This window comes from Streptomyces albicerus (assembly GCF_008905045.1).
Taxonomy (GTDB): domain Bacteria; phylum Actinomycetota; class Actinomycetes; order Streptomycetales; family Streptomycetaceae; genus Streptomyces; species Streptomyces albicerus.
The window spans coordinates 44,799-70,900 of the sequence record NZ_VWMY01000061.1 but is presented as its reverse complement, the minus strand read 5'-3'; the positions used below and the strand labels follow the sequence as shown (position 1 = coordinate 70,900).

The following is a 26,102-nucleotide window of genomic DNA, read 5'->3' as shown; positions in this document are numbered from 1 at the left end:
AAGCTTCGGGCCCCGACGAGGAACTGACGCACCAGCAGCAGAAGTCACGCAACTACTAACGATCAACTACTGGCGCAGGACACTAGCGCGGCATCGGCGTACCCCCGCCCGGGCACCCGGCGCGGATGGGTGCTCTTCTCGCGCTGGCCTCGGCGGCCTGTTACGGCGTCGTCGACTTCGCCGGTGGCCTGCTGTCCCGCAGGATGCACTTCGCGGTGGTCACGTTTCTCGGGCAGGTCGGCGGGCTGCTGCTCGCGCTCGCGATGGCACTGCTGGTGCCCGCGGAGGCGGTGCGGTCCGCCGATGTGCTGTGGGGAGCGCTGTCCGGGGTCGGCAGCGGTGTGGCCATGCACTTCCTCAACCGTGGTCTGAGCCGGGGGGCCATGAGCGTCGTGGTGCCGGTGAGTGCCGTCACCGGGGTGGCGCTGTCCGTGCTGTGCGGCGTGTGCTTTCTGGGCGACCGGCCCACTCCCCTGGCCTGGCTGGGCATCGGCGTGACGGTGCCCGCGCTGTGGTGCGTGTCCGGCGGGGGTGCTCGCCGCGGCGCGGGTACCGCGCGGGCGACCGTGGACGGTCTGCTCGCCAGTTCGGGCGTGGCGGTGCAGTACATCGGGCTGGCGCAGGCCGCTCCCGGGAGCGGGGTGTGGCCCGTGGCCGCGGGGCGAGTGGCCGCCGTCGTCCTGCTCCTGCCCAGCGCCTGGCGGCACCGCACGCAGTTCCGGCAGCCGGCGCGTCCGCTGGCCCAGGCGCTCGTGATCGGGGCGGGCGCGGCGCTCGGCCTCGCGCTCTATCTCTGGGCGGCCCAGCAGCAGATGCTGGCCCTCGCCGTCGTCCTGGCCTCGCTGTACCCGGCGATTCCGACGGTCCTGGGGCTTGCGCTGCTGGGCGAGAGGGTCAGTCCTCGGCAGGTGGCCGGGCTGCTGAGCGCGGCCGGTGCCGTCGTCCTGCTGACGTTGGGGTGAGATGCCCTGACCACCCACTTGGATAGCACATGCATTCGAATATGCGGGTAGCCTGGAAGCATGTCCACGCACCTCCAGGGTTCACTGTTCGACCAGAGCGACGACGTCCGCCTCGGTGCGCTCACGGGGCTGCGCCGGACCGTGCTCGGCGACGGGGCGTGGATCGATCTACTGCCGGGGTGGCTGCACGGGGCCGATGCCCTTTTCACGCGCCTCGCCACCGAAGTTCCCTGGCGGGCCGAGCGGCGGCAGATGTACGAGCACACGGTGGCCGTACCACGGCTGCTGGCGTTCTACCGCGCCGACGACCCCCTTCCGCACCCCGTCCTGGACGAGGCCCGGGACGCCCTTTCCTCCCACTACGCCGACGAGCTCGGCGAACCGTTCACCACGGCGGGGCTCTGCTACTACCGGGACGGCCGGGACAGTGTGGCCTGGCACGGGGACCGGATCGGCCGGGGCGCGCACGAGGACACGATGGTCGCCATCGTGTCCGTGGGCGCGCCGCGCGACCTGCTCCTGCGGCCCCGGCGCGGCGGATCCTCGGTGCGCCGGCCGCTCGGGCACGGCGACCTGATCGTGATGGGCGGCTCCTGCCAGCGCACCTGGGAGCACGCGATCCCCAAGAGCACGCGGGCGGCGGGCCCCCGAATCAGCATCCAGTTCCGGCCGCACGGCGTGCAGTGACCGCGAGGGGCTACGGCGTGCATTGACCGCGAGGAGTGAGGAGTCCCGGGTGTCGTATCCGGTCTGCCCGCCATCCCCGGCCAACTGACTGGCCGTTGCGACCGGGATAAGGCTCACGCAAGGCGAGCCGATTGGCGCTCATGGGCCCAGGACGTTTCGGCGGCGGCCGAAACGACACCCGCCCTATTTCGCCGGGAAGAGCCGCAGCTTCGCGGTGTCCCCGACGATGGCGACGACGGCGATCGACAGCTCGTTGACGGTGGAGGGCCCACCCTGGTCGGGGCGCTGCCCGAGCAGGTTGGAGGTGAATCCGCTCGGGTCGACCGAACTCAGGTCCACGCCCTCGACACCGACGGCGCTCACCCTGAACGGTCCCGCCCGAAGGCTCGCGGCGCGCGGGATCTCGGTGCCCTTCGTCACGACGACCGTGCAGCTTCCGTCTGCACACGCCCGCAGCTCGGCCGGCGTCGACGGCGTCATCGGCTTCACCGCGGTCGGCGACGGCGACGAGGAGGGCTTCGTGGGCGTGGGCGAGGCGGGCGACGGTTCGACCGTACGCGACGGTGTGGCTCGCGCGGGCGCCCCCGCGTCGTCGCCCGAGTCGGAGCCGCAGCCGGTCAGCGCGGCGGCGACGGCCAGGAGGACGCAGGCTGTCCCCGCCGCACCGCGCGCCGCAGACAGCCTGACCGTACGGCGGCGGGCCGATGTTTCCGATGTGGTCATGGGACCGTTTCTACGCACCGGTCCCCGGGAGGGGTCCCCCGCGCCCGTCACTCCGATGCAAAGACATTCCGCAGCCGTGATCGCAGCGTCGGCTGGATCGGCTCAGAACCTGGACACGGAGCTGTGGGAGATCGGGATGCACCTCCGCGTTCCCCTCCGCCCGTCCCGGTCATGGCGCAGGAGCTGAGGTGAGGTTCCCCCTGGCCCTGACCCTGTCCGCGCGGGGAGTGAACGAGAAACTCTTGGTGTCCCGTCCAAGGGAAACTTCAGCCTCCTTCTCCCCCCTGCGGAGCTACTTCGTACTGAACTTCAGTACGGCGCCATCCTTGTCGACCGCGGTGGCGTCGACGGTGGTCTCCTTGCCGCCCGCTGTGGAGAACGTGGCTTCCCCGCCGTCGCCGAAGCTCACAAAGCCCAGGAAATCCGAGGAATCGAAGCGCATGAGGGTGACTGTGGATACCTCCACGCTCACGTGCAGATACCCGTCGCCGATCACGACGTCCACCGGCTCGGTGACAAGGATTTCGCAGTTCCCGTCCTTGCAGGCTCCGGTGTCCTTGCCGTCCTTGGCCTTGGGCAGCGGGCGGCTCGGGGACGGGCTCGGGGACCCGGGCTCAGCGGACTTGGAGGGCTTCGAGGCCTTGGAGGGCTTGGAGGGCTTGGAGGGCTTGGAGGCGCTGGGTGACGGCTTGGCCTCGGATGTGTCCGTGTCCTTGTCCGACGAACAACCGCCGACGGCCAGTACGCCCACGACCACCATCGCCGCGACGCGCTTCACTCGTGCAGGCATGTCCATCCCCTCACTTCGCACCAATCCCCCTTCGTGGCCGGCGGATGATGCTGAAGAGGCTGAACCACCAGTACTCGGCTCGGAAGGCCCGGCCCTCCGAGGAGCAGGTCTGCGTCAGGCCGCGCTTGACCGCCTCCGAGAAGCTCACCGTCACCCACCTCCGTCGTCGACGTCGACGTCGACGAGCACGGTAGGCCGTCCCTACGGGGACCCCTCCCGATGATGATGGGTTCATTGTCGGATGCGGGTTGTATGTGGCTGGTCGCGCCCACGATGGGGGTCCCCGCTCGAGCGAAGCCGAGAGCGGTGGAGGAGCCGCACATTGATACAGCCCCGCGCCCTGGGTGGGGTGGCGGCGCTGTCGAGGGGTGCGTCGGTGGTGTCCCGCCGTTGATCCCGGCCCAGGGAGCTGTCGATAAACAACTCCCTGGGGCTACTGGTCGTGCCGCACAGGTGGGGTGTGGCCGGCGATCGCGGCGAATTGCTGTGCGGAGGTCACGAGTCCTGACCACCATGAGTCTGGAGGGCCGGCAACCTGGATGGGGCGGTCACCAGCGGCTCCCTCGCCGCCTGTGGTCACTTGGCGGACCCGGTCCGTCGCCCTTCCCGTCTATCGCTCCACGGCGGTCGGCGCGTCCTGACGCTCCGAGCTCCGGCACCCTACAAGCCCGTCCGTTACGGAACGTCACAGATCACCGGGTCCGACACGGCTTCTCGCCCGCTACGGATGCTGAGCCGACGTCTGCCGACCGCGACGCCACCGCAGACGGCTCTGCCGCGGTTCCTGGTCCGGCAGCCAGCCGAAGGTGAGGCAGCTGCCGACGACGCCGAGGAGGAGTCCGACGAGGAATCCGCCCAGGTTCGAGGTGAGCCAGGTGCCCAGGGAGAGCAGGACGCCGCAGATCGAGTAGAAGAGGCGTTGGGCGGGGTTGAAGAGGATCAGCAGTCCGCAGATCAGCATCACGGCCGGCAGGAGATAGCCGGCCAGGCCCTGCATACCGATGTGCATGACGACCTTCAGCGACGCCTTCTCCGTGAGGAGGATCTCCGCCCCGCCCAGGGCGAGCAGCAGCCCGCCCCAGAACGGACGCGCCGCGCGCCATCGCCGGAAGGCGACCATCAGCAGCCCTTGTCGCTGAAGCTCAGCTTCAGACCGGGAAGCTTGAACACCGCCGCCGTGGTGGCGTAGTTCGTCTGCCGCAGGTTGGCGATGTGGACGGTGTCGGCCTGCTGGCTGAAGACGCCCTTCGGGCCCTGCGCATGGGACTTGTCGAGCGTGCTGGCGTCGTTGCCGATCTCGATGTTGTCGAAGGCCGCGTCGCCCGACAGCTCGGTGGAGTCGGTGGTGAGGTTGACCGCGGACACCTTCTCCTTCCCCTCCCCGGCCCTGATGAGCAGGTTCGTGCCGCCGAGGTCGACGCTCTGACAGAGCTTGGTGAGGGTCGCCTTCTTGATCGCGGAGACCACCACCAGGACCTGGCCTCCGGTGTCACCCTCGTTGGGGCTGCCCTCGGCCATGTGGTCAAGGCCGCCGAACTGTGCGAAGCCCTCACCGTTGAGTTCCGTCGCGGTGACCGTGAACGGCATTCCGGAGATCGCGAACTGCACGCCCAGGGCCCCCTGGGCGGTGAGGATCATGAGGCCCGCGGCGAGCGCGGTGGCAGGAACCGCCATCACCGCGGCGCGGCGCAGACGGACCCGCCCACGTCTCTCGGGGACTTCGGAGGTTTCAGGCGTGGAACCGCTTTCCGACGGCTCGGAGGGGTCGGGGGTGGAACCGGCGGACGAGGTGGCGTCCGAGGACGAGGCCATTTCTGCTCCCAGGGGGCATGGTCAGTGCGGGTAGGGCTTCAGCGGCACGTTGTCCTGGCGCGGACAGCGAATGCGGCGCACACCTCCCCCACACCTCCCGGCGAGTGCAAGGGCTTTCTCGTTACGCAGCAGTAGCCGCGACGGAAGTTACCCCCGGTAAACAACGAGGGTCAAGCACCTTGTGGAAAAAGAGAGTTGGAGATGTGACCGACCCGTGGAGGGGCTCTTCGGGGGGCCCACTCCGTACGGCCGTAAAGGGCCCTCCCGTGCAGCGACGGAGATCCCTTGCCCGCAGCCTGGGACACGGGCCGCGCGAAGCGCGGGCAGTCCACCCCGGCCCCTGATTCAACGTCAACTTCCTTTCCACACCTTGACGTTGAACACCCCTCAGGTTTACAACTCTCCCTGGTTACGCACGGATCCGTGGCGCCGGATCCGTCCCGCGGCGCACGTCGACTCCCGGGCTCCGTCCCGTCACACGGTCGGCAGGCCGGTCATGTGGTCGTCAGACCCGTCACCCGGCCGGCCGACCGCACGTGCGAACCGCATCCGCTCCTCCATGGCACCGGCACGGTCGCTTCCTCCCCCTCCGGGGCCGCGCCCGGTCGCCCTACCGCCGGTCCCGTGCCGGAGGCCGTCCCTCGACGCCTCCGGCCAATCTCCCGGCAGTCACCGTCGGCCCGTCGCGTACGGAGAAGGCGCGACGGGCCGGCGGCGGCCCTTCCCCTCGCACCCCCACTCTCGGAATGAGGCACCCGCATGCGTACTCGGACTTCCCTTGCCCTGGGCGCGGCCGTCACGGCTCTCGCCCTCTCTGCGGCCGGCCCGGCCTCCGCGGCCGACGGTACGGTCCTGACCACCGGCGGCGCCGGCGGAACCGCCGTCGCGCCCGGTGACGTGCTCAGCGCCTCGCTGGCCGGCGGCACCAGCGCCACGCTCTACTCCAGCAGCACCGGAACGAGCGGCATCTCCTGCACGTCGTCGACCTTCGTCGCCGAGGTCATCGACAACCCGGCCGCGCCCGGCACGGCCACCGAATCCGTCACCAACCACACCTTCGACAGCGCCAGTTGCACCAGCAACGTCGTCGGCGTACTCGGTGTCACCCGCATCACCGTCGACAACCTGCCCTACACCACGGCCGTGACCTCCGACGGTACGGTCACCATCACCCCGGCCGACGGCTCGTCCATCCAGACGACCGTCGTACTGCGCACGCTCCTCGGCAGCATCAACTGTGTCTACCGGGCGCCCAGTCTGTCCGGCACGGCCGACAACGCCGACAACAGCATCGCGTTCACCAACCAGCAGTTCACGAAGTTCTCCGGTTCGTCGCTGTGCTTCAGCAACGGCTACTTCACGGCCAAGTACGCCCCGGTCGTGGACACGACCCAGGACGGCAGCCCGGCGGTCTTCGTCAACTGACGTCGGCCGACAGCGGTCCACACGAACGCGTGCGGGGCGGGAAGGTTTCTTCCCGCCCCGCACGCGTTCACGGCCTACTTCAGGTCACTCTTCTTGATGTAGCCCGAGTCGATGAGCACCGACTCGTAGTTGCCCTTGTCGACGCTGACCGGGTCGAGGAGGTACGCGGGGACGACCTTCTCGCCGTTGTCGTACGTAGCCCTGTCGTTGAGCACCGGCTTCTTGTCGTGGACCACGGAGTTGACCATGTACGCGGTGACCAGCGCCAGCTCACGGGTGTCCTTGTAGACGGTCTGGGACTGCTCACCGGCGATGATCGACTTGATCGAGGGCACCTCGGCGTCCTGTCCCGTGACGATGGGCAGCGGCTTGCCCTCAGTACCGTAGCCGTGCTTCTTCAGCGCATTGATGATGCCGATGGACATTCCGTCGTACGGCGAGAGGACCGCGTCGATGTTCTCCTCGGTGTAGTCCGAGTCGAGCAGCTTGTTCATGCGCTTCTCGGCCGTGGGGCCGTCCCAGCGCAGGGTGGTGATCTCGTCGAGCTCGGTCTCCCCTGATCTGACGATCAGGTCGCCGTTCTGGATGTACGGTTCCAGGACCTCCATGGCGGCCTCGTAGAAGAAGCGTGTGTTGTTGTCGTCGGGGGAACCCGCGAAGAGCTCGACGGTGAACGGGCCCTTGCGGCTGCCGTTGACGAGCCCCAGCCCCTCCACGAGGTAGTCGGCCTGCTGCGAGCCGACCTTCACGTTGTCGAAGGTGGCGTAGTAGTCGACGTCCGGGGTGCCCAGGATCAGCCGGTCGTACGAGATCACGGGAATGTGGGCGTCCCCGGCCTTGCGCAGAACGTCCTTGAACGCGCGCCCGTCGATCGACGCGATGACCAGGGCGTCCACACCGTCGTCGATCATGGCTTCCACCTGCGCGACCTGGGCATCCGGATCGTTGTCGGCGTACTTCAGGGTGGTGGTGTAGCCGAACCCCTTGAGCTCGCTGACCATGTTGCGACCGTCGTCGATCCACCGCTGCGACGTCTTGGTGGGCATGGCGATGCCGACGGACGCGGCCTCGCCGCCGCTGCCGGCGTCGGAGTCCTCACCACATGCGGTGAGTGAGAGGGACAGGACCGTGGATATGGCCGCAACTACGGTGGCGCGGGCGCGCATGCTCATCGTTCCTCACTGGGTGACAGGCAGTCGGTGGAACTCGGCGGCCACCTGTGCGCCGGGCAGCCGACGGCCGTCGTCCGCACCCGGCCGGACCGGCAGGCCGTGATGGAGACGTCCGCAGCGCACGGTTCCGGGGGCGGAGTCCGTTGTGCGTACTGATCGGCGCCGAGGTGATGCCGAGGCTGCCGTGACAGGATTCGAGACGCCGTACCGGAAGGCTCGCACTGCGCGTACGCAACCGGTGCCGGACGCCAAGGTTGACCGGGGCCCGGACACACGGAGCCTTCCGGGATCGGCTGGTCTCACCGGGTCGCGGTGAGGGATGGAGCGTCAGACCGGACGGTATGTCTCTCGCGTTGGGGCTCCGTTGAACCCGCACACGATGAGACCGGGGTCACCGGCCCCCACGTGCGCGGCCTCGAACGTGGGGTGCGCCGGGCAGCGTATCCCGACGTAGGGCCGCTGTGGCCCTCTTTCGTCACATTAGTTGCGACGGCGCACGATCGTCCGGAGCAGGCCGGTGCTCGGACCGGTGCGCTTTCTGGACGATCCGGTTCCAACTACCCGCCCCGGGCAGCTAGCTGATCGATCGCGCGGACAACATGGTCGACGTGTTCGCGGACCTCCGGCATCGAGCCGTCCCATGACTCGTTTCCAAGATCTCCGGGCCCCGAGGGATGTGCGAGGTTCGCGGCATCCCCCAGATAGAGGGACCGCGCCTCGGCCAGTACGGACCGGTGCCGGTCCGGGAGACGGCCGAGCACCCAGGCGGCCGCCGCGTCCTTGGAGGTGATGACCCCGGTCGCGAGGGTCGTCCAGATACGGGCGAGGGTCAGCAGGACGTTGCGGGTGTCCGATTCGAGGTCGGCCAGCAGGTCCGGGACCCCGGCGACGATCGCGCGCCGGAGGTCCTCGTGCGGCACGGGATCGAGGACTTCCGCGGGCGGCGGACCGTACAGCGGGGCGTTGCCGAGGAGCGCCATCGTGATCAGTGGTGCGAGATCGGGCATGAGCGCCGGGGCAGGCGTCCCTCCCCGCTCGAACTCGTCGCGCAGCCACTCGCCGTAGAGGAACTCGCAGCGCGGCGGGTACCGCCAGGGGCGGACGTCGCCCTGGGCGACGACGGTCAGTTCGACGGGGCGGACCGGCCCTCCGTTCCGGGCGCGGTCGCCGGAAACCCCGAGCAACCCGTGGACCAGAGCTCGTCGCTCCTGGCCCGTCGTGCGTCGCCGTGCGACGACGAGCACGTCGAGATCGCTGCTCGGCCGCAGGCCGCCGAGGACGGCGGAGCCGTGAAGGTACACCCCGACGACTTCCGCGCCGAGCGCCTCGTGCACCAGGTGGAGGACCTTTCCGGTCTGGGGCGGATGGTCGGTCACGGTACGGATCGTAGGCGGACCGATGGTGGGCATTCACGTCAGTTTCCTGGCGTGAGCGACACCACGGGATGCGGAGGAACCCGCAAGATCGTCTCGCCGGGAGCCTCGCCGGGCTTCGAAGTTCCGCATTGCGGGCTTCCACGAACCCCGGCACAGCAAGATCACCCTCGTTCAACCTTGTACGACATGTGACCAATTGTCCGGATGACGGCCAACCAGGCGGCTACGACTTCCCCGCTCCCCCAAGAGCCCGATAGGCATACGAAACGTCAATTGATCCTTTTCCGGCGGCATATGCGTCAACGTGTGCTCGCCGGACCGAGCATGAGGACGTCTCCGTATGCCGAATCCCACTCGCCGCCGCGCCCTGCGGGGCGCGGCCGGTCTGGCCGTCACCGCCGGCACCCTCCCTCTCGTCGCCCCCTCGCCGACCTCCGCCGCGGCCCACAGCGACGGACCCGCCGCCTTCGACGAGGTCTACAAGGGCCGCCGGATACAGGGCCGGCCGACCGGCGGCCACCATCACGGCACCGGTTACGCGGTGTTCGTCGACGACGTCGAGCTGCACGTGATGCGCAACGCCGACGGCACCTGGATCAGCGTCGTGAGCCACTACGACCCGGTGCCGAGCCCGCGCGCGGCGGCCCGTGCCGCCGTGGAGGAGTTGCAAGGCGCTCCCCTCGTCCCGTTCAACTGACCCCCGCAGACCCGGAGTTCACCCGCAATGACCGTACGCAAGAACCAGGCGGACCTGACCGCGGACGAGAAGCGCCGGTTCGTCGCCACGCTCCTCGAGCTGAAGCGCGACGGCCGGTACGACGCCTTCGTCACAACCCACAACGCGTTCATCCTCACCGACATCGACAACGGCGAACGGGTCGGCCACCGTTCGCCGTCGTTCCTTCCCTGGCACCGCAGATTCCTGCTCGAGTTCGAGCGGGCGCTGCAGTCCGTGGACGCCTCCGTCGCGCTGCCGTACTGGGACTGGAGCGTCGACCGCACCACGCGCGCCGCCCTGTGGGCGCCGGACTTCCTCGGCGGCACGGGCCGCGCCGTCGACGGGCAGGTGACGGACGGGCCGTTCGCCGCGTCGACCGGTAACTGGCCCCTGGCCGTACGCGTCGACACGCGCCCGTACCTGCGCCGCTCGCTCGGCGGCAATGGGCGCCGGCTGCCCACCCCCGCCGAGGTCGAGTCCGTACTCGCCCTGTCCACCTACGACATGGCGCCTTGGAACAGCGCGGCCGACGGTTTCCGCAACCACCTCGAAGGATGGCGGGGCGTCAACCTCCACAACCGTGTCCACGTGTGGGTGGGCGGTCAGATGGCCACGGGTGTCTCCCCGAACGACCCGGTCTTCTGGCTCCACCACGCCTTCATAGACAAGCTGTGGGCCGAGTGGCAGCGCCGGCACCCGGACTCCGGCTATCTGCCGGTGGCGGGCACCCCGGACGTCGTCGACCGCGACGAGAGCATGAAGCCGTGGAACGACTCCACGCCCGCCGATCTGCTGGACCACACGCCGCACTACACCTTCGACGCGGCCTGACCGGTCGAGCTCCGGTTCCGGGGCCCGTCGCGGTCCGAGGGCGCCGGGAGCGGCGTGTCAGACGCCCGGGTCGCAGCACCCGTCCCGGCGCATCAGCCGCCCCACGTCCAGCCAGTCGTCCGCGCCCGCCGCCGTGTGACGCGAGGCGGGCTCGTACGCGGCCACGAGGTCGTCCGTCGTGTGGGGCACCCCGCCCCGGAGCACGGAGACCGTCCGTACGAGCGTGTCGAAGTCCGTGAAGGGGTCGCCGTCCACGACGGTCAGGTCGGCGAGCCTGCCCGGTTCGACGGTGCCGAGGTCGTCGTCGACGCCGAAGAGCCGGGCGGGCAGCACGGTCACGGTGCGCAGGGCCGCCACCGGGGACAGACCGCCCCGGTGCAGCGCGCGCAGGCCGAGGTGGAGGGAGAGGCCGACGGGCACGAGCGGCTGGTCCGTGCCGAGGGCGACGAGGCCGCCCGCGGCCAGGATCCGCCGGTAGATATCGGTCTCCGTGCGCAGTGTGGCGAGCTGGGCCTCGGTCGGCGGCACGCCCGCGCCCTGCTGGACCAGTGCGGCGTCCCAGGGCGGCATCACCGCGGTGACCCGGGGGTCGTCGGCGAGCCCCGGATCCGCACCGAGGAGCGGCGCGGAGGTGAACGGTGTCGAGATGAGGCCGAAGTTGACGCCTCGCGCGGTGTAGATCTCCAGCAGATCCTCGTAGGCACGCCCCGACGCGGTCACCGCGTGCCCGAACTCGGCGCGCTGGGTGGCCTGCAGATGGGTCGTCAGATCCTGCCCCAGTTGGACGCCCGGCGAGAGCAGGTGGCTGCCCGAGCGCACCCCGAGCCGCTCGTGACCGAACCGCGCCGCCTCCTCCATCACCCAACTCGGCGCTCGGACATACGTCTTGACGAAGTCCCAGTCCAACGCCGCGCCCCGCTCCAGCGAGCGCCGCAGACCGTCCCTGGTGCGGTGGGCACGCCCCATGCTGTACGCGACTCGGGAGCCGTCGAGCAGTTCGCCGGTGGTCAGCAGCCTGGGCCCGGCGAGCTGACCCGCCGTCACCGCCTCACGGATCCGGGCCTGTTCGTAGGCGAACCCGCCGAGGGACACGGCGGTCGTGATGCCGTAGGTGAGCTGGCCGACGGTCTGGCGGCCGCCGTAGGTGACCTGCCACGGGTGGGTGTGCGTGTCCCACAGTCCGGGCACGACGGTCCGCTCGGAGGCGTCGATCCGGCGCAGTGCCCCGCGCCGTCGGTGCGGTTCGACGGCGGTGACGCGGCCGCCGCGTACGACGATGTCGACGTCCTCCCGTACGGACTCGCCGGTGCCGTCCCAGAGTCGGCCGGCGTGCACCACCGTGTCGGCGGGTACGGGTCTGCGCTGGTCGAGCGGGACGCGGACGGTACGGGACGGCCCGCCGTCGACGTCGATCAGGCGCAGCCGCGCGCCGGACAGGTACAGCAGCGTCTTGGAGTCGCCGGACCAGGAGGGGTGGTCGGCCGGTTCGGTGGTGAGGATACGCAGGGCGCCGCGCGGGGTGCCGTCGGGTGCGACGGGCAGCAGGCAGAGCGCGGACTCGACGATCACCGCCATCCAGCGTCCGTCGGGCGACCAGACGGGTCCCGAGTCGTACCGGTCGGCGAGCGAGACATGGGGCGCGACGGCATGCAGCCGGTCCGTGCCGGTGGTGGTGTCGACGACCCGGATGAGGTTGTAGCCCTCCCGGAAGCGGAGGTTGAGGCGGTTGCGGTCGCAGAGCGCGAGGTGGCGGCCGTCGGGCGACCAGCTCGGCCGGCCGGGCAGACCGCCCGCGCCGAGCGGGTTCGCGAGCACCCGTTCCGTACCGGCCGCGAGGTCACGGACGACGAGCCGGCCGGTCATGTCGAGACAGGCGAGCCGTGTCCCGTCGGGCGAGAGCGCCGGATGTACCCGCCCGCCGGTCGCCAGCGCGGTCTCCTCGCCGGTGGCCAGATCTCGCCGGTACACGCCGAGCAGTCCGTCACGGTCGTCCGCATAAAGCAGCGACTGTCCGTCGCGCGCCCACGAAGGCCCGAGCAGATAGCCGGTGGCCGCCGACCGACGCAGCCGCTCCGGTGTCCTGCCGCCCGAACTGTCCCCCAGCCACAGCGAGTTGAGCGCCGCGTAGGCGATCCGCCGCCCGTCGGGCGACAGCGCGGGCAGATGAATCCCCCGCACCGGCCGCGCCCGCCCCGCCTCCCCCAGGTCGTACTCCTTGACCTTGTAGCGCGGCCGGTCCACGGGCAGCTCACCCCCGAAGGGGATCGCGTCCGCCTCGGTCGGTTTCTCCGGTCGTACGAGGGTGAAGTGGCCGTCCACGGTGAGCAGCAGCTCGCCCTTCGGCGTCCAGCGGGGCGGCACGGGCGCGATGTCCCCGGCGACCGCGACGGGTTCGCCGTCGACGACGAGCGTGCAGGAGCCGTTGGGTGCCGCGGTGGTCCGCAGATACGCCAGGCGTCGCCCGTCCGCCGCGAGCGCGGGGGTCATGACCTGCGCGGCCGCGGTCTCGGTGTGTTCCACGACGACGGGCCCCGTGCCCTCGGCGGGGACGGCGGCGACGGTCCGGGCCTCGAGGCCGGGGCCGGTGGCCGTGGTGACGCCCTTCGCCCGGACGAACAGGATCCGCTTCCCGTCCGGCGACCAGGTGGGGTCGAAGTCCTCCCACGCCCCGTCCTGCAACGGGCCCTCCTGGCCAGGCAGACCCGTCACGCGGGTCAGGCCGCCTGTGCGCAGGTCCAGTACATGGATGCGGTACGGGCTGCCGGTCACCGGATCGCCGCCGCGCTCGGAGGCGAAGGCGATACGGCCGCCGTCGGGCGACCAGGCCGGGCCGCGGTCGTCCCAGGGCCCGTCGGTGCGCTGCCGTACGTCCGAGCCGTCGGGCCGCATCGTCCAGACGTGGAAGCCGCCGCCCTGGTACGCGCAGAAAGCGATGAGTTTGCCGTCCGGGGCGTACACGGGCCGGTTCGGTTCCAGGCCCGCCGGGGTGAGGGGGACGGCCTGGCCACCGGTGCGCGGGAGCGACCACAGCACGCTCTGGATCTCGGCGATCAGCCGGTCCCTGCCGGGAGCGAGGGTCGCCGAGCCGTTGGTGGCCGCGGTGAAGGACAGCGAGAGTCCGGTGCGCGGCAGCGCGGCGGCGGGGACGACACCCATGGCGGTGACGGCGCCGGCGGCGCCCGCGGCCGCGAGGAGTTGACGACGGGAGAGAGGGAGGGAGAGGGCGGCGTTGCTCCGGTCACGGTCCATGACTCAGCACGCTCGCGTATCTTCCGGCGCGTGAGCAACAGCGCCATTCTCGCCAAACGGGCCCACCGTTGACGAGGCGTCACCCTCCCTTCGCGTACCGGGTCCGCGTTCTGTGCGGCGGGCGGCATTCCGGCGTACCGCGCCGCGTGTCGGACCTGCCGGACGGTGAGGGCGGGGCGAACCTGGGCATGCGAACAGGAGCACTGGGCGAGCCGGGGAAGGACTCATGGACACCAACGCGTGGATTCTGGTTCTCGTCGTCGCGGCCGTGCTGGCAGCGGCCCTCACGGTGGCGGTCGTACTCCTGGTCCGACTGGTCCGTACCCGGCGCGACCTCCGCCGGGCCGGGCTGCCCACCGGTCCGCGCTGGGTGTTCTGGGGAGCCGTCGCCTATGTCGTCCTGCCGGCCGATCTGCTGCCGGACCCGGCCTACTTCGACGACATCGCCGTACTGCTGCTGGCCCTGAGGTCGATGCGCGCTTCGGCCGACCCGCTGCGCTGAGGCGGCCGCGGGTCTGCTTGGCTGTGTCTGTCAGGCAGGGAATGTAGGGACCTCCAGTTCGGGACGATCATGCAGGCAGATATCCAACAGGTCGCCGACGGCATCCATGTGGTGCACGGCAGCAACACCAACTGGGTGATCCTCACCGAGGGCAACGCCGTCACGCTCGTGGACACCGGCTATCCCGGAGACCGCGAGCAGGTCCTCGCTTCCCTGTCGGCCGTGGGCAGCTCGCCCGGGGCGGTCACGGCCGTGCTCATCACGCACGCCCACAACGACCACATCGGCTCGGCCGAGTACCTCAGCCGTACGTACGGCACGCCGGTCTTCGCCCATGAGGCCGAAGTCCCGCACGCGCGCCGGGACTTCCTGCACCAGGTGACCGTCGGGAAGGTTCTGCGGAACGCCTGGCGGCCGGGCGTGGTGCCGTGGGCCGTGCACACGCTGCGGTCCGGCGGCACCGCCCACGTCCCGGTCACCAAGCCGCAGCCGTTTCCCGGCGAGGGCCCTCTCGACCTGCCCGGCCGCCCCGTTCCCGTACACACCCCCGGCCACACGGCGGGGCACTGCGCCTTCCACCTGCCGGATGTGGGCGCCGTGATTTCGGGCGACGGGCTGGTCAGCGGACACCCCACCTCGCGGGTGACGGGCCCGCAGCTGCTGCCCGTCATGTTCGACCACGACCGAGGCGGCGCGCTGGCCTCGCTGGACGTCTTCGAGGCACTCTCCGGCGACGTCCTGCTGCCCGGCCACGGGCCCGTGCACCGCGGTTCCGTGCGTGAGGCGGCCCAGCGGGCCCGGGAGCGCGCGGCCTGACCTGGCCAACTCCTCGACGGGCCCGGTCAGTTCCGGGCAGGCCGACGATCGCCGCGTACCACGTCGAGGTACGCGGCGATCGCGTCACGGTTGCGGGCGAGGCAGTCGATGCGCCGGGTCATACGGTCGAGTTCGAGCTCCAGCGTGGCCAGCATCTCCGGGGTCGGGTCCGGGAAGTGGATGGTGCTGGACTTGTCGAGGCAGGGCAGGATCTGCTTGATGATCCGGGTCGGCAGCCCCGCGTCGAGCAGCCCTCGGATCTGCTGGACGCGGTCCACGAGACGTTCGTCGTAGGAGCGGTAGCCGTTCGCACAGCGCTCGGGGGTGATCAGGCCCTGTTCCTCGTAGTAGCGCAGCAGTCGCGGGGGTGTGCCGGTGCGCTCCGACAGCTCTCCGATCCGCATGCGACCCACCTCGCATTTCGCCGTTTGACCTTCACATCAATGTGAGGGTTCGAGCATACGCGGCATGAGCACCCACACCACAGAACCACCCGATTCTCCTACGGGAGTTGACAGCCGCGAGCTCCCTCTCGCCGCACTCCTGGCACTGGCCACCGCCGTCTTCATCACCAGCCTCACCGAGACGCTGCCCGCCGGCGTGCTGCCCGCGATGAGCGCCGGCCTAGGGTCCTTCTGACGGATCTCCGTGGGAGAAGGAGCGGCGTCCGGTGCGTGCTCTCGGCGTGCCGCGCGGAAGCCCTCGTAGCGGTGTTACTTGGGCTTTCGCGCGGTGCGGCGAGAGTGCGTGCTGGGCGTCGCGACGCCGCGGAGATCCGTCAGAAGGACCCTAGGGGTCGGCGAGTCCGCGATGGGCAGTCGGTGACCATCTACGCGGTCGGGACCGCGCTCACCGCGATCCCCCTGTCCGCGGCCACCGCGGGATGGCGGCGCAAGCGGCTGCTGCTGACCGCGATGGCAGGCTTCGCCGCCGCCAACACGGTGACCGCGGTCTCCGCGAGCTACGCCCTGACCATGGCGGCCCGGTTCGTCGCCGGGGTGGCCGCGGGTCTGGCCTGGGCGCTGCTCGCCGGATACGCCCGCCGCCTGGCACCCGTTCGCCTGCAGGGCAAGGCCATCGCGATCGTGATGACCGGCATTCCGGTCGCGCTGTCCCTTGGCGTGCCCGCGGGGACCTTTCTGGGCGAGACGCTCGGCTGGCGGGTGACGTTCAGCCTCGTGACCGTGCTCGCCGTCGCCCTGATCGCCTGGATCGCCTGGATCGTTCCGGACCAGCCGGGCCGGCGTCGGGAGGGCCGGGTGCCGATGCTGCGGGCCCTGACGGTCCCGGGCGTCGCCCCGGTCCTGTTCGTCACCCTGGTCTTCGTGCTGGCCCACACGATCCTCTACACGTACATCGCCACGTTCCTGGACCGGCTCGGCATGGGCGGCTCGACGGATCTCGTGCTGCTGGTGTTCGGCGCCGCGTCGCTGGTGAGCATCTGGTTCGTGGGCGCTCACATCGACCGCCGCCTGCGTGCCCTGACGCTCGCGAGCACGCTCCTGGTCGCCGTGGCGGCCGCTCTCCTGGCCGTACTGGCCGACAGCCCCGCGCTCGTCCACGTCGCCGTGGCGCTGTGGGGGCTCGGCTGGGGAGGTGCCCCGACCCTGCTGCAGACGGCCGTTGCCGACGCGGGCGGGGACTCGGCGGACGCCGCACAGGCCATGCTCGTCACCTTGTGGAACGCGGCGATGGCCGGCGGCGGAGTGGCCGGGGGCGTCCTCCTGGGCCTCCTCGGCACCGGCTCGTTCCCGTGGAGTGTGCTGGTGCTGCTGGTTCCGGTGCTGGTCGTGGTGGTCGGGGCCCGCACGCACGGGTTCCCTGCCGGGCCCCTGCCGGGGGCGAACGGTAGTCGCTGAGGTCGCGGGGAGGCTGCGGGCCGTTCGTGGCTTGTCGCGCAGTTCCCCGCGCCCCTTACGGGGCCCGTCGGACGTGCCCCTCAGGGGTGCGGGGAACTGGGCGCTCAGGCGGCCCGCACTACTCGCGGATCACCGTCACCAGCGGCCTTCCACCTGCTCCTTGATTCGCCGCTCGTACAGGTCGGAGATCGCCGTGAGGGTCTCCTCGGACAGCGGCGGCAGCTTCCCGGCGGCCGCGTTCGCGCGGGCCTGCTCGGGCGAACGGGCGCCGGGGATCACCGAGGTCACGCCCGGCTGCTGGATGATCCAGGCCAGCGCCAACTGGGCCGGGGTGCAGCCTTCCGGGGCGAGCGCGGAGAACTCGGCGGCCGCCTCGACGCCGGTGGCGAAGTCGACGCCGGAGAAGGTCTCGCCCTGGTCGAAGGCCTCGCCGTGCCGGTTGAACGTCCGGTGGTCGTTCTCCGCGAAGACCGTGTCCTTCGTGTACTTGCCGGAAAGCAGCCCGGACGCGAGAGGCACGCGGGCAATGATGCCGACACCGGCCTCCTGCGCCGCGGGCAGGACCCGCTGGAGGGGCTTCATGCGGAACGGGTTGAAGATGATCTGGACACTGGCCACGCCCGGACGGGCGATCGCGGTCAAGGCCTCGTCGCAGGTCTCGACACTCACGCCGTACGCGGCGATCCGCTCCTCCTCGACCAGGGTGTCGAGGGCGTCGAACACCTCGTCCGACGAGTACACGGAGGTCGGCGGGCAGTGCAGCTGCGCCAGGTCGAGGCGGTCGACACCGAGGTTGCGCCGCGAACGGTCGTTCCAGGCACGGAAGTTGTCGAGTACGTAGTTCTCCGGGACCTGGTCGACGCGGCGGCCCATCTTGGTCGCGACCAGCACATGGAGGTCGGGCCGTCCCCGCAGGAACGTGGCGATGGTCTCCTCGCTGCGCCCGTCCCCGTACACGTCGGCCGTGTCGAAGAACGTCACTCCCGACTCGGCGGCGGCCTCCAGGACCGCCAGGGCTTCCTTGTCGTCCACGTCGCCCCAGTCGGCACCGAGTTGCCATGTGCCGAGTCCCACGACCGATGCCTGCTGTCCTGACCTGCCGAATACGCGCTCGTCCATGGGGGTCAGTCTGGCACCCGGCCTGTGCTCCCGCGGACGGCGCCCCCGTGTGGTGGTGCGTTCAGGCGACGGCCGCGGGGGTCCGACACCGGCGACGGGCGCGGTGGCACGCGGTGCGGTGCCCGCGGAGGGGGCACGAGGACCGCATGAGGACATCGCTCCAGGGATCGCCCGCCGCTGACCGCGTGGAGTGTCAGGAACCCGCGCGCCCCGGTGGGACGTTGTCCGGGCAACGCCCCTCGGGGCGCGCACTGTGACCCGGCACCCCGACAGGCGGCACGATGAGCGAGTTGGTTCCCGGGGGCAATCTGCCCCTGCCCGGCGGCACCCTGACCCTCCAGGTGCCCGGCCCGTTCGACGTGTCGGCGCTCATCACCGACGACAGCGGCAAGGTGCGCGGTGACGGCGACTTCGTGTTCTACAACCAGCCGGTCGCGCCCGGTGCGCGGCTGCACGGCGAGACGCTCACCGTCGATCCGCTCGGGCTGCGCGCCGGGGCGAGCCGCGTCACCGTCGTCGTCAGCCCCGCCGAGCCCGGCACTCCGCTGGGCGGGCTGCCCGCGCCGACCCTGCACGTGACCGGCCCGGGCGGCCGTGTCCTCGCCCGGTTCACCCCGCCGCGCCCCCGGCAGGAGACCGTGCTGCTGCTCGCCGAGATCTACCGCCGTGGAACCACGTGGAAGCTGCGCGCGCTGGGCCAGGGGTACGCGGACGGGCTGGCGGGGATAGCGCGGGACTTCGGCGTCGAGGTGAGCGAGGACGCCGACGCGGGGGCGGGCGGGGCCGCGGTTCCGGGCGGCTCCCCGGCCGGAGGCTCCAGGGGTGCCGGTGTCGCGACGGCCCTGAGCGCCGCGCGTGCCGGGCTCGACCGGCTCCGCGGTGCCGGTCGCACACCGACGGGTAGCCCCCGCCCCGCGCCGGCACCGGCACCGGCACCGGCACCGAGCGCTCGTATCTCATCCGCCGGAATCCCTCGTACCGCCTCCGCCGCCGACGCCCCCGACGGCTTCCTCGGCCTGGTGAACTCCGCCCGCGCCGCCGCCGGTTCCCCGCCCGTGTCGCTGGACGCCCGGCTCACCGCCGCCGCGCGGACGCACGCGGCGGGCATGGCCGCGCAGGGCCGCCTGGGTTCCGAGGGCACGGACGGCCTGTCGGTGTACCAGCGCGTCATAGCGGGCGGATACGCGTATCTCACGGTCGGCGAGCACCTCGTCTCCGGCCCGCGCGACGCGGCGGAGTTCGTGGAGTACTGCCTGTCGGGCGAGCAGTCCCGGCGTACGATCCACGACCCGGCGTTCACCGAGGCCGGTGTGGCGTACGTGCCCGACGGCCGTTCCGGGACTCTCTACTGGACAGCGGTATGGGCCCGGCCGCTCACCCCCGCGGGGCTGGCGCAGACCGCTGCCGAGGTCGTCGCGCTCACGAACGCCGAGCGGGCTGCGGCGGGTCTGCCGCCGCTGGCCGGAGACCAACTGCTCACCAGTGCTGCGCAGGCCCACAGCGCGGACATGGTCGCCCGCGCGTTCTACTCCCACACCTCCCCCGACGGGAGCGAGCCCTGGCACCGGGCAGCCGCCGCGGGCAGCACCCGCCGCACCATCGGCGAGAACATCGCCTGCGGCCAGCGTTCCGCCGCCGAGGTCGTACGCGGCTGGATGGACAGCCCCGGCCACCGAGCCAACATCCTCAAACCGGCCTTCACCCATATAGGCGTCGGCTTCGCGGGCGGCGGCGCGGCGGGCACATACTGGACACAGCTCTTCGGCGCCTGACCTGAACCATCGGCGCAGGTCAAGGGCCTGTTAACGATGATGACAACGGTCACCGGTGCAGCCTTTGCCGATCTCCGCGAGGTGCGCTTCACTGCGGGGGTCGGACACCGGACCGAGGGGGACACACATGACCAGCGCGCACCACGACCATGACCACGGGTCGGGCGGGCACGCGGGGCACTCGCACGGTGTGGCCGCGGGCGCGGACCGCCGCTGGCTCGCGATCGCGCTGACACTGATCACCTCGTTCATGGCGGCCGAGGTCGTCATCGGTGTCCTCGCCCGGTCGCTCGCGCTGATCTCCGACGCGGCGCACATGCTCACCGACGCCGTGTCCATCGTGCTGGCGCTGATCGCGATGCGGCTGGCCGAGCGTCCTGCCCGCGGCGGTTTCACCTACGGACTGAAGCGGGCCGAGATTCTCTCCGCGCAGGCGAACGGGCTCACGCTGCTGCTGCTCGGCGCCTGGCTGGCGTACGAGGCGGTGCGGCGGCTGGTCGATCCGCCCGACGTGGAGGGCGGGCTGGTGTTCGGCACGGCCCTGGCCGGGATCGTGGTGAACATAGCGGCGGCCTGGTGCATCTCGAAGGCCAACCGCACCTCGCTCAACGTCGAGGGTGCCTACCAGCACATTCTCAACGACCTGTTCGCGTTCATCGGCACCGCGATCGCCGGTCTCGTGGTGCTGCTGACCGGGTTCGCGCGGGCCGACGCCATCGCCACGCTGGTCGTGGTGGTCCTCATGTTCAAGGCGGGTTACGGGCTCGTACGGGAGTCGGGGCGGATCTTCCTGGAGGCGGCGCCCGCGCACCTCGACCCGGACGGCATCGGGGACCGGTTGGTCGCGCACACGTCGGTCTCCGAGGTGCACGACCTGCACGTGTGGACCATCACGTCGGGGCAGCCCGCGCTGTCCGCACATGTCCTGGTCGAGCCCGTCGCGGACTGCCATACGGTGCGCAGGGACCTGGAGAAGATCCTGCAGTGCGACTACGAGATCAGTCACACCACCCTGCAGGTCGACCACGCCCCGGCGGAGGTCCTGGAAGTACGGACCGGCGACGCCGACGACAGCTCGCACTGCGAGGCCGCGCACGGTCCGGTGCATCGCGACGAGCCGCACGCCCACTGACCGGAGGACCGGCCGGCGCCGTCGGCGCCACGAGGAGGGAGCAGCACAGGCGCGAGCCCCGATGATTCGCCGAGGGCAGAACGCGATGGCCTCCCTGAAGTGTGCCGGTCTTCATAGGGTGGAGAGGTGAGCAGCCACGCGCCGAACCAAGCCCGCGTCATTCCCCTGCGACCGGTGCCGGCGAAGCCCGCCGAGCCAACCGGGCCCGCCGAACCGACCCCCAAGGAGCCGCTGTGGCGGAACGTCGTGGGTGACGTTCTGCGGCGCGAGCGGCTCGCTCAGGAACGTACGCTCAAGGACGTCGCCGACGCGGCCCGGATCTCGATGCCGTACCTCTCCGAGCTGGAACGCGGCCGCAAGGAGGCCTCGTCCGAGGTCCTCGCGGCCGCCGCGCACGCGCTCGGCCTCGGCCTCGCCGATCTGCTGGTCCAGGTCCACAGCCGACTCGTCCAGCCGGCCCGCCCGCTCAGGGCCGGCACGGCACCCCGGCCCACACAGGCGCAGTCGCATCTGGGCGAGGTGCGCCTGCGCCTCGTCGCCTGAGCGGCCTCCCTCACACGGCCGGCAGCGCCTACGGGACGGGCACGAGCCGTCGGCTCAGCACCTCGTCGGCGAGCCCGTACGCCACGGCCTCCTGCGCGGTGAACACTTTGTCGCGGTCCATGTCGGCGCGCAGAGTCTCCACGGAGTGATGGGTGTGCAGGGACAGCACCTCCTCGACCTGGGAACGGATGCGAAGCATCTCCTTCGCCTGGATGCTGAGGTCGGCGGCCGTGCCCCGCGCGCCGCCGCTCGCGGGCTGGCCGAGCAGCACCCGGGCGTGCTCCAGCACGAACCGCCGTCCCGGGTCTCCCCCGGCCAGGAGTACCGCCGCCGTCGAGGCGGCCTGTCCGACACAGAACGTCGAGATGGGCGCGCTGACGAAGCTCATCGTGTCGTAGATCCCCATCAGCGAAGTGAACGAGCCGCCGGGCGAGTTGATGTAGATCGCGATCTCCCGCTCAGGAGCGGACGACTCCAGGTGGAGCAGTTGGGCGATGACGACGTTGGCCACGCCGTCGTCGATCTCGGTGCCGAGGAAGATGATCCGCTCGGACAGCAGCCGGCTGTAGATGTCGTACGAGCGCTCACCCTGCGGGGTGCGCTCGACGACGTTCGGGATCGTGTACTGGCCCATGTCAGAGTCCCATCCGTCGCTTCGAGGTGGCCGGGCGGACGTCGTCGAGCGCCTCGACGACGCGGTCGACCATGCCGTACTCCCGTGCCTGGTCGGCCGTGAACCAGCGGTCGCGGTCGCCGTCGCGGGCGATCGTCTCCTCGGTCTGGCCGGTGTGTTCGGCGGTGATCCTCTCGACGGTCTTCTTGATGAACTCGAGGTTCTCCGCCTGGATCGCGATGTCGGCGGTGCTGCCGCCGATGCCGCCCGACGGCTGGTGCATCATGATCCGCGCGTTCGGCAGCGCGAAGCGCTTGCCGGGCGTCCCGACGGTGAGCAGGAACTGGCCCATGCTCGCGGCGAAGCCCATGACGAGGGTCGCGACGTCGTTCGGGATCAGCCGCATCGTGTCGTAGATCGCCAGGCCCGCCGTCACGGATCCGCCCGGGCTGTTGATGTAGAGGCCGATGTCGGTGCGCGGGTCCTCCGCGGACAGCACGAGCAGCTGGGCGCAGACGCGGTTCGCGGAGACCTCGTCGACCTGGGTGCCGAGGAACACGATGCGCTGGTTGAGGAGTTGGGCGGCCAGGTGGTCGTCGAACCGTGACGGAGGAGTGTCCCCCTCCTCGGCCCGGGGTGCCAGGGCCAGGGCCCGGCCGGGGTCGATTCGGGTACCGGGACCCATCCCGAGTCCCGTGCCGGGTCCGGTGCTGAATGGTGCCATCGCTCCTCCTTGTGGTGGCGCGGCCCGGGTCGCCGCGGTGTCTCCACCCTCGGTCCGCCGGCGGCGGCGCGGAAGGAATCTTGGCCCGCAGCAGATTCGCCGACGGCAGAGCACGCGGCCCAGGAAGTGCTGCCGGGGAGGGCTACTTGGTCACCACCAGCGAGAACTCGTACAGATCGCCACGGCACAACGACTCGCCGTACTCCACGACGTGCCCCGTGTCGTCGAAGGCCGTGCGCCGTACCAACAGGGCAGCGGATCCTTCCCTGACGCCGAGCAGCCGGGCCTGGCGGCCGGTCACGTTGACCGCCCGGATCTGCTGGGTCGCCCGCACCACCCGGACGCCATGGGTCTTCTGCAGGGCTTCCGACAGCGAGCCTTTGAGGAGTGACTCGTCGAGGTCCGGGAAACGCTCGGCGGAGAGGTAGACCGTCTCCAGGCAGATGGGGAAGTCGTCGCCGAGGCGCAGCCGTTCGATGCGGTGGAGGGTGGTGCCGGGGTCGACGCCCAGGGCCGTGGCGTGGTTCAGGTCGGCCTCGACCAGCTCCGCGGCGAGGAGTTCGGCGCTGGGCCGGTAGCCGCGCGAGCGCAGGTCCTCCGAGAACGAGGTGAGCGTCGACGTCTTGGTGATCTGGGGGTGCGAGACGAACGTCCCCACGCCCCGCACGCTGCGGATGAGGCCGTCCTCGCGCAGCGCCTGGAGCGCGCGCCGGGCGGTCGCTCTGCTGACGTTGTACCGCTCGGCGAGCTGCCGTTCGGTGGGCAGAGCCTCGTCGGGCCGCATCCGGGCGATGTCGGCCTGGAGCCGCCGCCGCAGCGCCTCGTGCTTGTAGGAATCCGTCCTGTAGGAGTCCCTTTCATAGGACTCCGTCTTGGGGGACTCCGTCGCCGGGCCGTCGTCTCCGCGCCTGTCCTCGACCGTCACATTCACTCCGCGGTTCGCACGTGTCCGCTAGCCCCGAGAGGCGCGGTAACGGGGCATCAGCGTACGCACCACGTCCAGGGTCGGTCCGGCGGCGTCCGGGCCGGGCGGCGGCGTACCGCTCCGGATGGCGGTCCACCGCTCCTCCCAGTCGATCAGGGACGCCTCGAACTCCTCGGCCCGGTAAGGGGATCCGGTCGCGAGCGCCCCGACGATGTGCTCGTACCAGCGTCGCCAGCGGGGGAGGTAGAACGAGCGGACGAGGCCGGCCCAGTGGCGGCCCGAGTAGTCGTGCAGCTCACTGCGGGCGTGCCCCCAGATCGTGAGGATGCGCCGCGCGTTGGCCTCGTAGAGTTCGGCCTCGGCGAGGGTGGAGGCCCAGCTTCTGGCATCGGCCAGCCAGGAGTCCAGCCGGTACTCGGGCCGGGTGGCCAGCAGTTCATCCAGGTCCTCGATGGTGGCCAGCAGCTCGGTGGCCGCGGCCTCGAAGCGGTCGGCGTCCCGTGCCAGGGCCGCGTCCGCCGCCCGCCGCTGCTGATCGCACGCCACATGGGTGAGGACCTGCGCGGTGACGTCGCACAGGTCCCGGCCGAGCGGCCCCGCGCTGTCCGCGTGCGTCGCCTCGTCGACCAGAAGTGTCCACGCCTCGGCCAAGCCGGGTGGAACGGTGGGCGAGGCAGGCGCCGCCAGGTGCACCGGCAGCTCCGGGCGGAGATCGCCCTCCACCGTGGGCCGGCAGACGATGACCGAGCCCGGCGGTCCGGGTCCGTCCGCGGCGTAGACGGTGCCGTGCAGCAGTTCCCAGGCACGCAGCAGGCCGGTGGTCCGGCGGCCGTACCGGGCTTCCGTCCAGCTCTCCAGCCACGCTCGTACGTCCTTGACGCCGCCCTGCCAGGCGACGTCCGCCAGCAGCTCGTACAGGACCGGGTCGCCGCCGAACGCCTCCATGCTCGCGCCGACGCCGGAGAGCGAACCCCCGCGTGCGTCGCCGCACGCTTCCGCGGGGCCCGTGGCGACCTCGTCCAGCTTCCCGTAGAGGCCGGGCCGCCCGCCCAGGCTGTGCAGCATGCACCACACCCACGGCTTGCCCCGGTAGCCGTCGGTGTCGCGCCAGACCGGCCGGTGCTCGGCCCACAGGTCCAGGATCAGCATCCGGTCGTCGGGGATCGCGTCGAGGAAGGCCCGGGTCCGCTCCGCCGTCCAGTAGTCGGAGCGGTACGAGAAGGGCCACGCCTGGAGCACCCAGGTCGCTTGGTCGTCCACCGCGGTCATGACTCCGTGCACGGCCTGGGCGACGCGAGCGATGTCCGCCGGGTCGGTCACCGGGGGCGTCGTCTCGATGAACGGATCGGCGGCGTAGTGGTGGTCGGTGCCGAACAGCCGGGTCTGCTCGGCCAGCAGTGCGGTGCCGAACTCCTCGAAGAGCGGGTCGCGCGGGTCCAGGACGCCGACCTCGAAGTCCCACCAGGGCAGGGTCGTCGACCGGGCGCACCGGTCCGCGATCAGCTCCCGGGGCACATGACCGGAGAAGCCCTGGAGGACCGGCCGCATGCCCAGCACACGTTCCCGGTCCAGGATGCGGCGGCCCAGGTCCGCGTGACCGTCGATCCAGCTCTGCGGCAGCGGCCCGCCCCAGCCGTCCAGCGAGGCGAGCCAGTTCCACGGGAGGTGGGCCGGGCCGCCGAGGAACCGCCGGGCGGTCTCGTCGTCGAGGCCGGCGCGCAGGAGGGCCCGTTGCCAGGCCGCCTCCATGCCGGTCATCGCCAGTGGCGTGGTCACGCCGTGCAGTGCCATCCAGTCGATGTGGCGCTCCCAGCGCGCCCAGTCCCAGAAGGCCGTGGTGTAGCCGAAGGTGCAGACGTTGAAGTGGTAGCGGTGGAGGTAGGGAGAGGTCGTCCGGGCGGCCGTGCCGGTGCGCGGCAGACGGTCCGGGAGCCGGGGCACGGGAGCGTCCCAGGTGATCTGCGTCCGGCACGCGGTGCGCAGATACCAGCGCAGCGCCGAGGCGACCGCGACTCCGCTGGACCCGCGCAGCGCCACACGTCCCGAACCGGCGTCGACCTCGAACCAGTCCGGCCCGCCGACCCCGGGCACCACATCGGCGGTGAACTCCGCGGCGCGGTCCCCGAGGAGCCGCCCGAGCAGTTCCCGGGCGGCAGGGCTTCCCGTGCTTGGTTCCTCGGGTGGTGTCATCGTCCGGACCGGCTCCTGACGTGGTCGACCGTGGTACGTACCACAGCTACCGAGGCTAGGTCCGTCGACAGAGAGAGTCAATGAAAGAGACTGGGAAGACGGCGAGTTGACGCGAGGGCTGTGCAGCTCCATGACCCTCTGGTACGGTCCACAGCCACGCCA

The 26,102-nt window shown here is 71.0% G+C and carries 25 protein-coding genes; 12 read left to right on the top strand and 13 right to left on the bottom strand.

Annotation, left to right across the window (positions count from 1 at the left end):
• Positions 1 to 125: 125 nt before the first annotated feature.
• Positions 126 to 962 carry an EamA family transporter gene (locus GAS53_RS41505; protein ID WP_151482945.1) on the top strand — a complete coding sequence of 279 codons (837 nt, stop codon included), beginning with the start codon at positions 126 to 128 and terminating at the stop codon, positions 960 to 962.
• A 60-nt stretch (positions 963 to 1,022) separates the two neighbouring features.
• A complete protein-coding gene (locus GAS53_RS41500) occupies positions 1,023 to 1,649 on the top strand; it encodes an alpha-ketoglutarate-dependent dioxygenase AlkB (RefSeq protein WP_151482944.1) in 627 nt (208 codons plus the stop codon).
• Positions 1,650 to 1,832: 183 nt separating this feature from the next.
• On the opposite strand, the gene GAS53_RS41495 is transcribed toward GAS53_RS41500, so the two are convergent.
• From GAS53_RS41495 to GAS53_RS41480, 4 genes are all read right to left on the bottom strand, one after another.
• The gene (locus tag GAS53_RS41495) at positions 1,833 to 2,372 is read right to left on the bottom strand and encodes a hypothetical protein (protein ID WP_151482943.1); all 540 of its coding nucleotides are present in this window, start codon (positions 2,370 to 2,372) and stop codon (positions 1,833 to 1,835) included.
• 292 nt (positions 2,373 to 2,664) lie between these two features.
• The gene (locus GAS53_RS55560; protein WP_192583501.1) at positions 2,665 to 3,162 is read right to left on the bottom strand and encodes a hypothetical protein; all 498 of its coding nucleotides are present in this window, start codon (positions 3,160 to 3,162) and stop codon (positions 2,665 to 2,667) included.
• Positions 3,163 to 3,883: 721 nt separating this feature from the next.
• Positions 3,884 to 4,282 carry a DUF6114 domain-containing protein gene (locus GAS53_RS41485; RefSeq protein ID WP_151482941.1) on the bottom strand — a complete coding sequence of 133 codons (399 nt, stop codon included), beginning with the start codon at positions 4,280 to 4,282 and terminating at the stop codon, positions 3,884 to 3,886.
• A complete protein-coding gene (locus tag GAS53_RS41480; RefSeq protein WP_151482940.1) occupies positions 4,282 to 4,974 on the bottom strand; it encodes a DUF6230 family protein in 693 nt (230 codons plus the stop codon). Before GAS53_RS41480 ends, GAS53_RS41485 begins: the two co-directional genes overlap by 1 nt.
• Before the next feature lie 759 nt (positions 4,975 to 5,733).
• On the opposite strand from GAS53_RS41480, the gene GAS53_RS41475 reads away from it, so the two are divergent.
• Positions 5,734 to 6,399, top strand: coding sequence for a Tat pathway signal sequence domain protein (locus tag GAS53_RS41475; RefSeq protein ID WP_151482939.1), 666 nt, complete (start codon positions 5,734 to 5,736; stop codon positions 6,397 to 6,399).
• A 74-nt stretch (positions 6,400 to 6,473) separates the two neighbouring features.
• Here the strand turns inward: GAS53_RS41475 and chvE are convergent, their stop codons facing one another.
• Together chvE and GAS53_RS41465 are read right to left on the bottom strand one after the other, a co-directional pair.
• Positions 6,474 to 7,571: a multiple monosaccharide ABC transporter substrate-binding protein gene (gene chvE / locus GAS53_RS41470; RefSeq protein ID WP_192583500.1), complete on the bottom strand. Its 1,098-nt coding sequence runs from the start codon at positions 7,569 to 7,571 to the stop codon at positions 6,474 to 6,476.
• A 557-nt stretch (positions 7,572 to 8,128) separates the two neighbouring features.
• A complete protein-coding gene (locus GAS53_RS41465; protein WP_225859405.1) occupies positions 8,129 to 8,947 on the bottom strand; it encodes an aminoglycoside adenylyltransferase family protein in 819 nt (272 codons plus the stop codon).
• 340 nt (positions 8,948 to 9,287) lie between these two features.
• Here GAS53_RS41465 and melC1 point away from each other — a divergent pair, with 340 nt between their 5' ends.
• Entirely contained in the window at positions 9,288 to 9,644 is a 357-nt protein-coding gene (melC1, locus tag GAS53_RS41460) for an apotyrosinase chaperone MelC1 (protein WP_151482936.1), read from the top strand.
• 27 nt (positions 9,645 to 9,671) lie between these two features.
• Complete coding sequence (melC2, locus tag GAS53_RS41455; RefSeq protein ID WP_151482935.1) at positions 9,672 to 10,496, top strand: tyrosinase MelC2; 825 nt, start codon at positions 9,672 to 9,674, stop codon at positions 10,494 to 10,496.
• Between the two features lie 57 nt (positions 10,497 to 10,553).
• Here melC2 and GAS53_RS41450 read toward each other — a convergent pair whose 3' ends face one another.
• Positions 10,554 to 13,745 (bottom strand): amidohydrolase family protein, encoded by a 3,192-nt coding sequence (locus GAS53_RS41450; protein WP_151482934.1) that lies wholly within the window; start codon positions 13,743 to 13,745, stop codon positions 10,554 to 10,556.
• A gap of 226 nt (positions 13,746 to 13,971) precedes the next feature.
• Here GAS53_RS41450 and GAS53_RS41445 point away from each other — a divergent pair, with 226 nt between their 5' ends.
• Complete coding sequence (locus GAS53_RS41445; protein ID WP_151482933.1) at positions 13,972 to 14,247, top strand: YkvA family protein; 276 nt, start codon at positions 13,972 to 13,974, stop codon at positions 14,245 to 14,247.
• A gap of 69 nt (positions 14,248 to 14,316) precedes the next feature.
• Complete coding sequence (locus GAS53_RS41440; protein WP_151482932.1) at positions 14,317 to 15,063, top strand: MBL fold metallo-hydrolase; 747 nt, start codon at positions 14,317 to 14,319, stop codon at positions 15,061 to 15,063.
• 26 nt (positions 15,064 to 15,089) lie between these two features.
• On the opposite strand, the gene GAS53_RS41435 is transcribed toward GAS53_RS41440, so the two are convergent.
• Positions 15,090 to 15,467: a MerR family transcriptional regulator gene (locus GAS53_RS41435; RefSeq protein ID WP_151482931.1), complete on the bottom strand. Its 378-nt coding sequence runs from the start codon at positions 15,465 to 15,467 to the stop codon at positions 15,090 to 15,092.
• Positions 15,468 to 15,531: 64 nt separating this feature from the next.
• Between GAS53_RS41435 and GAS53_RS58570 the strand changes: the two genes are divergently transcribed.
• Positions 15,532 to 15,702, top strand: coding sequence for a hypothetical protein (locus GAS53_RS58570; RefSeq protein WP_404829403.1), 171 nt, complete (start codon positions 15,532 to 15,534; stop codon positions 15,700 to 15,702).
• Between the two features lie 35 nt (positions 15,703 to 15,737).
• On the top strand, positions 15,738 to 16,922 hold the full coding sequence (locus GAS53_RS41430; protein ID WP_404829402.1) for an MFS transporter: 1,185 nt from the start codon (positions 15,738 to 15,740) through the stop codon (positions 16,920 to 16,922).
• Positions 16,923 to 17,057: 135 nt separating this feature from the next.
• Here the strand turns inward: GAS53_RS41430 and GAS53_RS41425 are convergent, their stop codons facing one another.
• Positions 17,058 to 18,041 (bottom strand): aldo/keto reductase, encoded by a 984-nt coding sequence (locus GAS53_RS41425; RefSeq protein ID WP_151482930.1) that lies wholly within the window; start codon positions 18,039 to 18,041, stop codon positions 17,058 to 17,060.
• Between the two features lie 281 nt (positions 18,042 to 18,322).
• Here GAS53_RS41425 and GAS53_RS41420 point away from each other — a divergent pair, with 281 nt between their 5' ends.
• The 3 genes from GAS53_RS41420 to GAS53_RS41410 all read left to right on the top strand — a co-directional run bounded on the left by GAS53_RS41420 (position 18,323) and on the right by GAS53_RS41410 (position 21,488).
• The gene (locus GAS53_RS41420; protein WP_151482929.1) at positions 18,323 to 19,813 is read left to right on the top strand and encodes a CAP domain-containing protein; all 1,491 of its coding nucleotides are present in this window, start codon (positions 18,323 to 18,325) and stop codon (positions 19,811 to 19,813) included.
• Between the two features lie 127 nt (positions 19,814 to 19,940).
• Entirely contained in the window at positions 19,941 to 20,945 is a 1,005-nt protein-coding gene (locus GAS53_RS41415; protein ID WP_151482928.1) for a cation diffusion facilitator family transporter, read from the top strand.
• Between the two features lie 126 nt (positions 20,946 to 21,071).
• Positions 21,072 to 21,488, top strand: coding sequence for a helix-turn-helix domain-containing protein (locus GAS53_RS41410; protein ID WP_151482927.1), 417 nt, complete (start codon positions 21,072 to 21,074; stop codon positions 21,486 to 21,488).
• Positions 21,489 to 21,516: 28 nt separating this feature from the next.
• Here GAS53_RS41410 and GAS53_RS41405 read toward each other — a convergent pair whose 3' ends face one another.
• From GAS53_RS41405 to GAS53_RS41390, 4 genes are all read right to left on the bottom strand, one after another.
• Positions 21,517 to 22,122 carry a ClpP family protease gene (locus tag GAS53_RS41405; RefSeq protein WP_151482926.1) on the bottom strand — a complete coding sequence of 202 codons (606 nt, stop codon included), beginning with the start codon at positions 22,120 to 22,122 and terminating at the stop codon, positions 21,517 to 21,519.
• 1 nt (position 22,123) lies between these two features.
• On the bottom strand, positions 22,124 to 22,825 hold the full coding sequence (locus GAS53_RS41400; protein ID WP_404829401.1) for an ATP-dependent Clp protease proteolytic subunit: 702 nt from the start codon (positions 22,823 to 22,825) through the stop codon (positions 22,124 to 22,126).
• A 142-nt stretch (positions 22,826 to 22,967) separates the two neighbouring features.
• The gene (locus GAS53_RS41395; RefSeq protein WP_151482925.1) at positions 22,968 to 23,750 is read right to left on the bottom strand and encodes a GntR family transcriptional regulator; all 783 of its coding nucleotides are present in this window, start codon (positions 23,748 to 23,750) and stop codon (positions 22,968 to 22,970) included.
• A gap of 27 nt (positions 23,751 to 23,777) precedes the next feature.
• Positions 23,778 to 25,940: an alpha-N-acetylglucosaminidase gene (locus GAS53_RS41390; RefSeq protein WP_192583499.1), complete on the bottom strand. Its 2,163-nt coding sequence runs from the start codon at positions 25,938 to 25,940 to the stop codon at positions 23,778 to 23,780.
• Between the last annotated feature and the right edge of the window lie 162 nt (positions 25,941 to 26,102).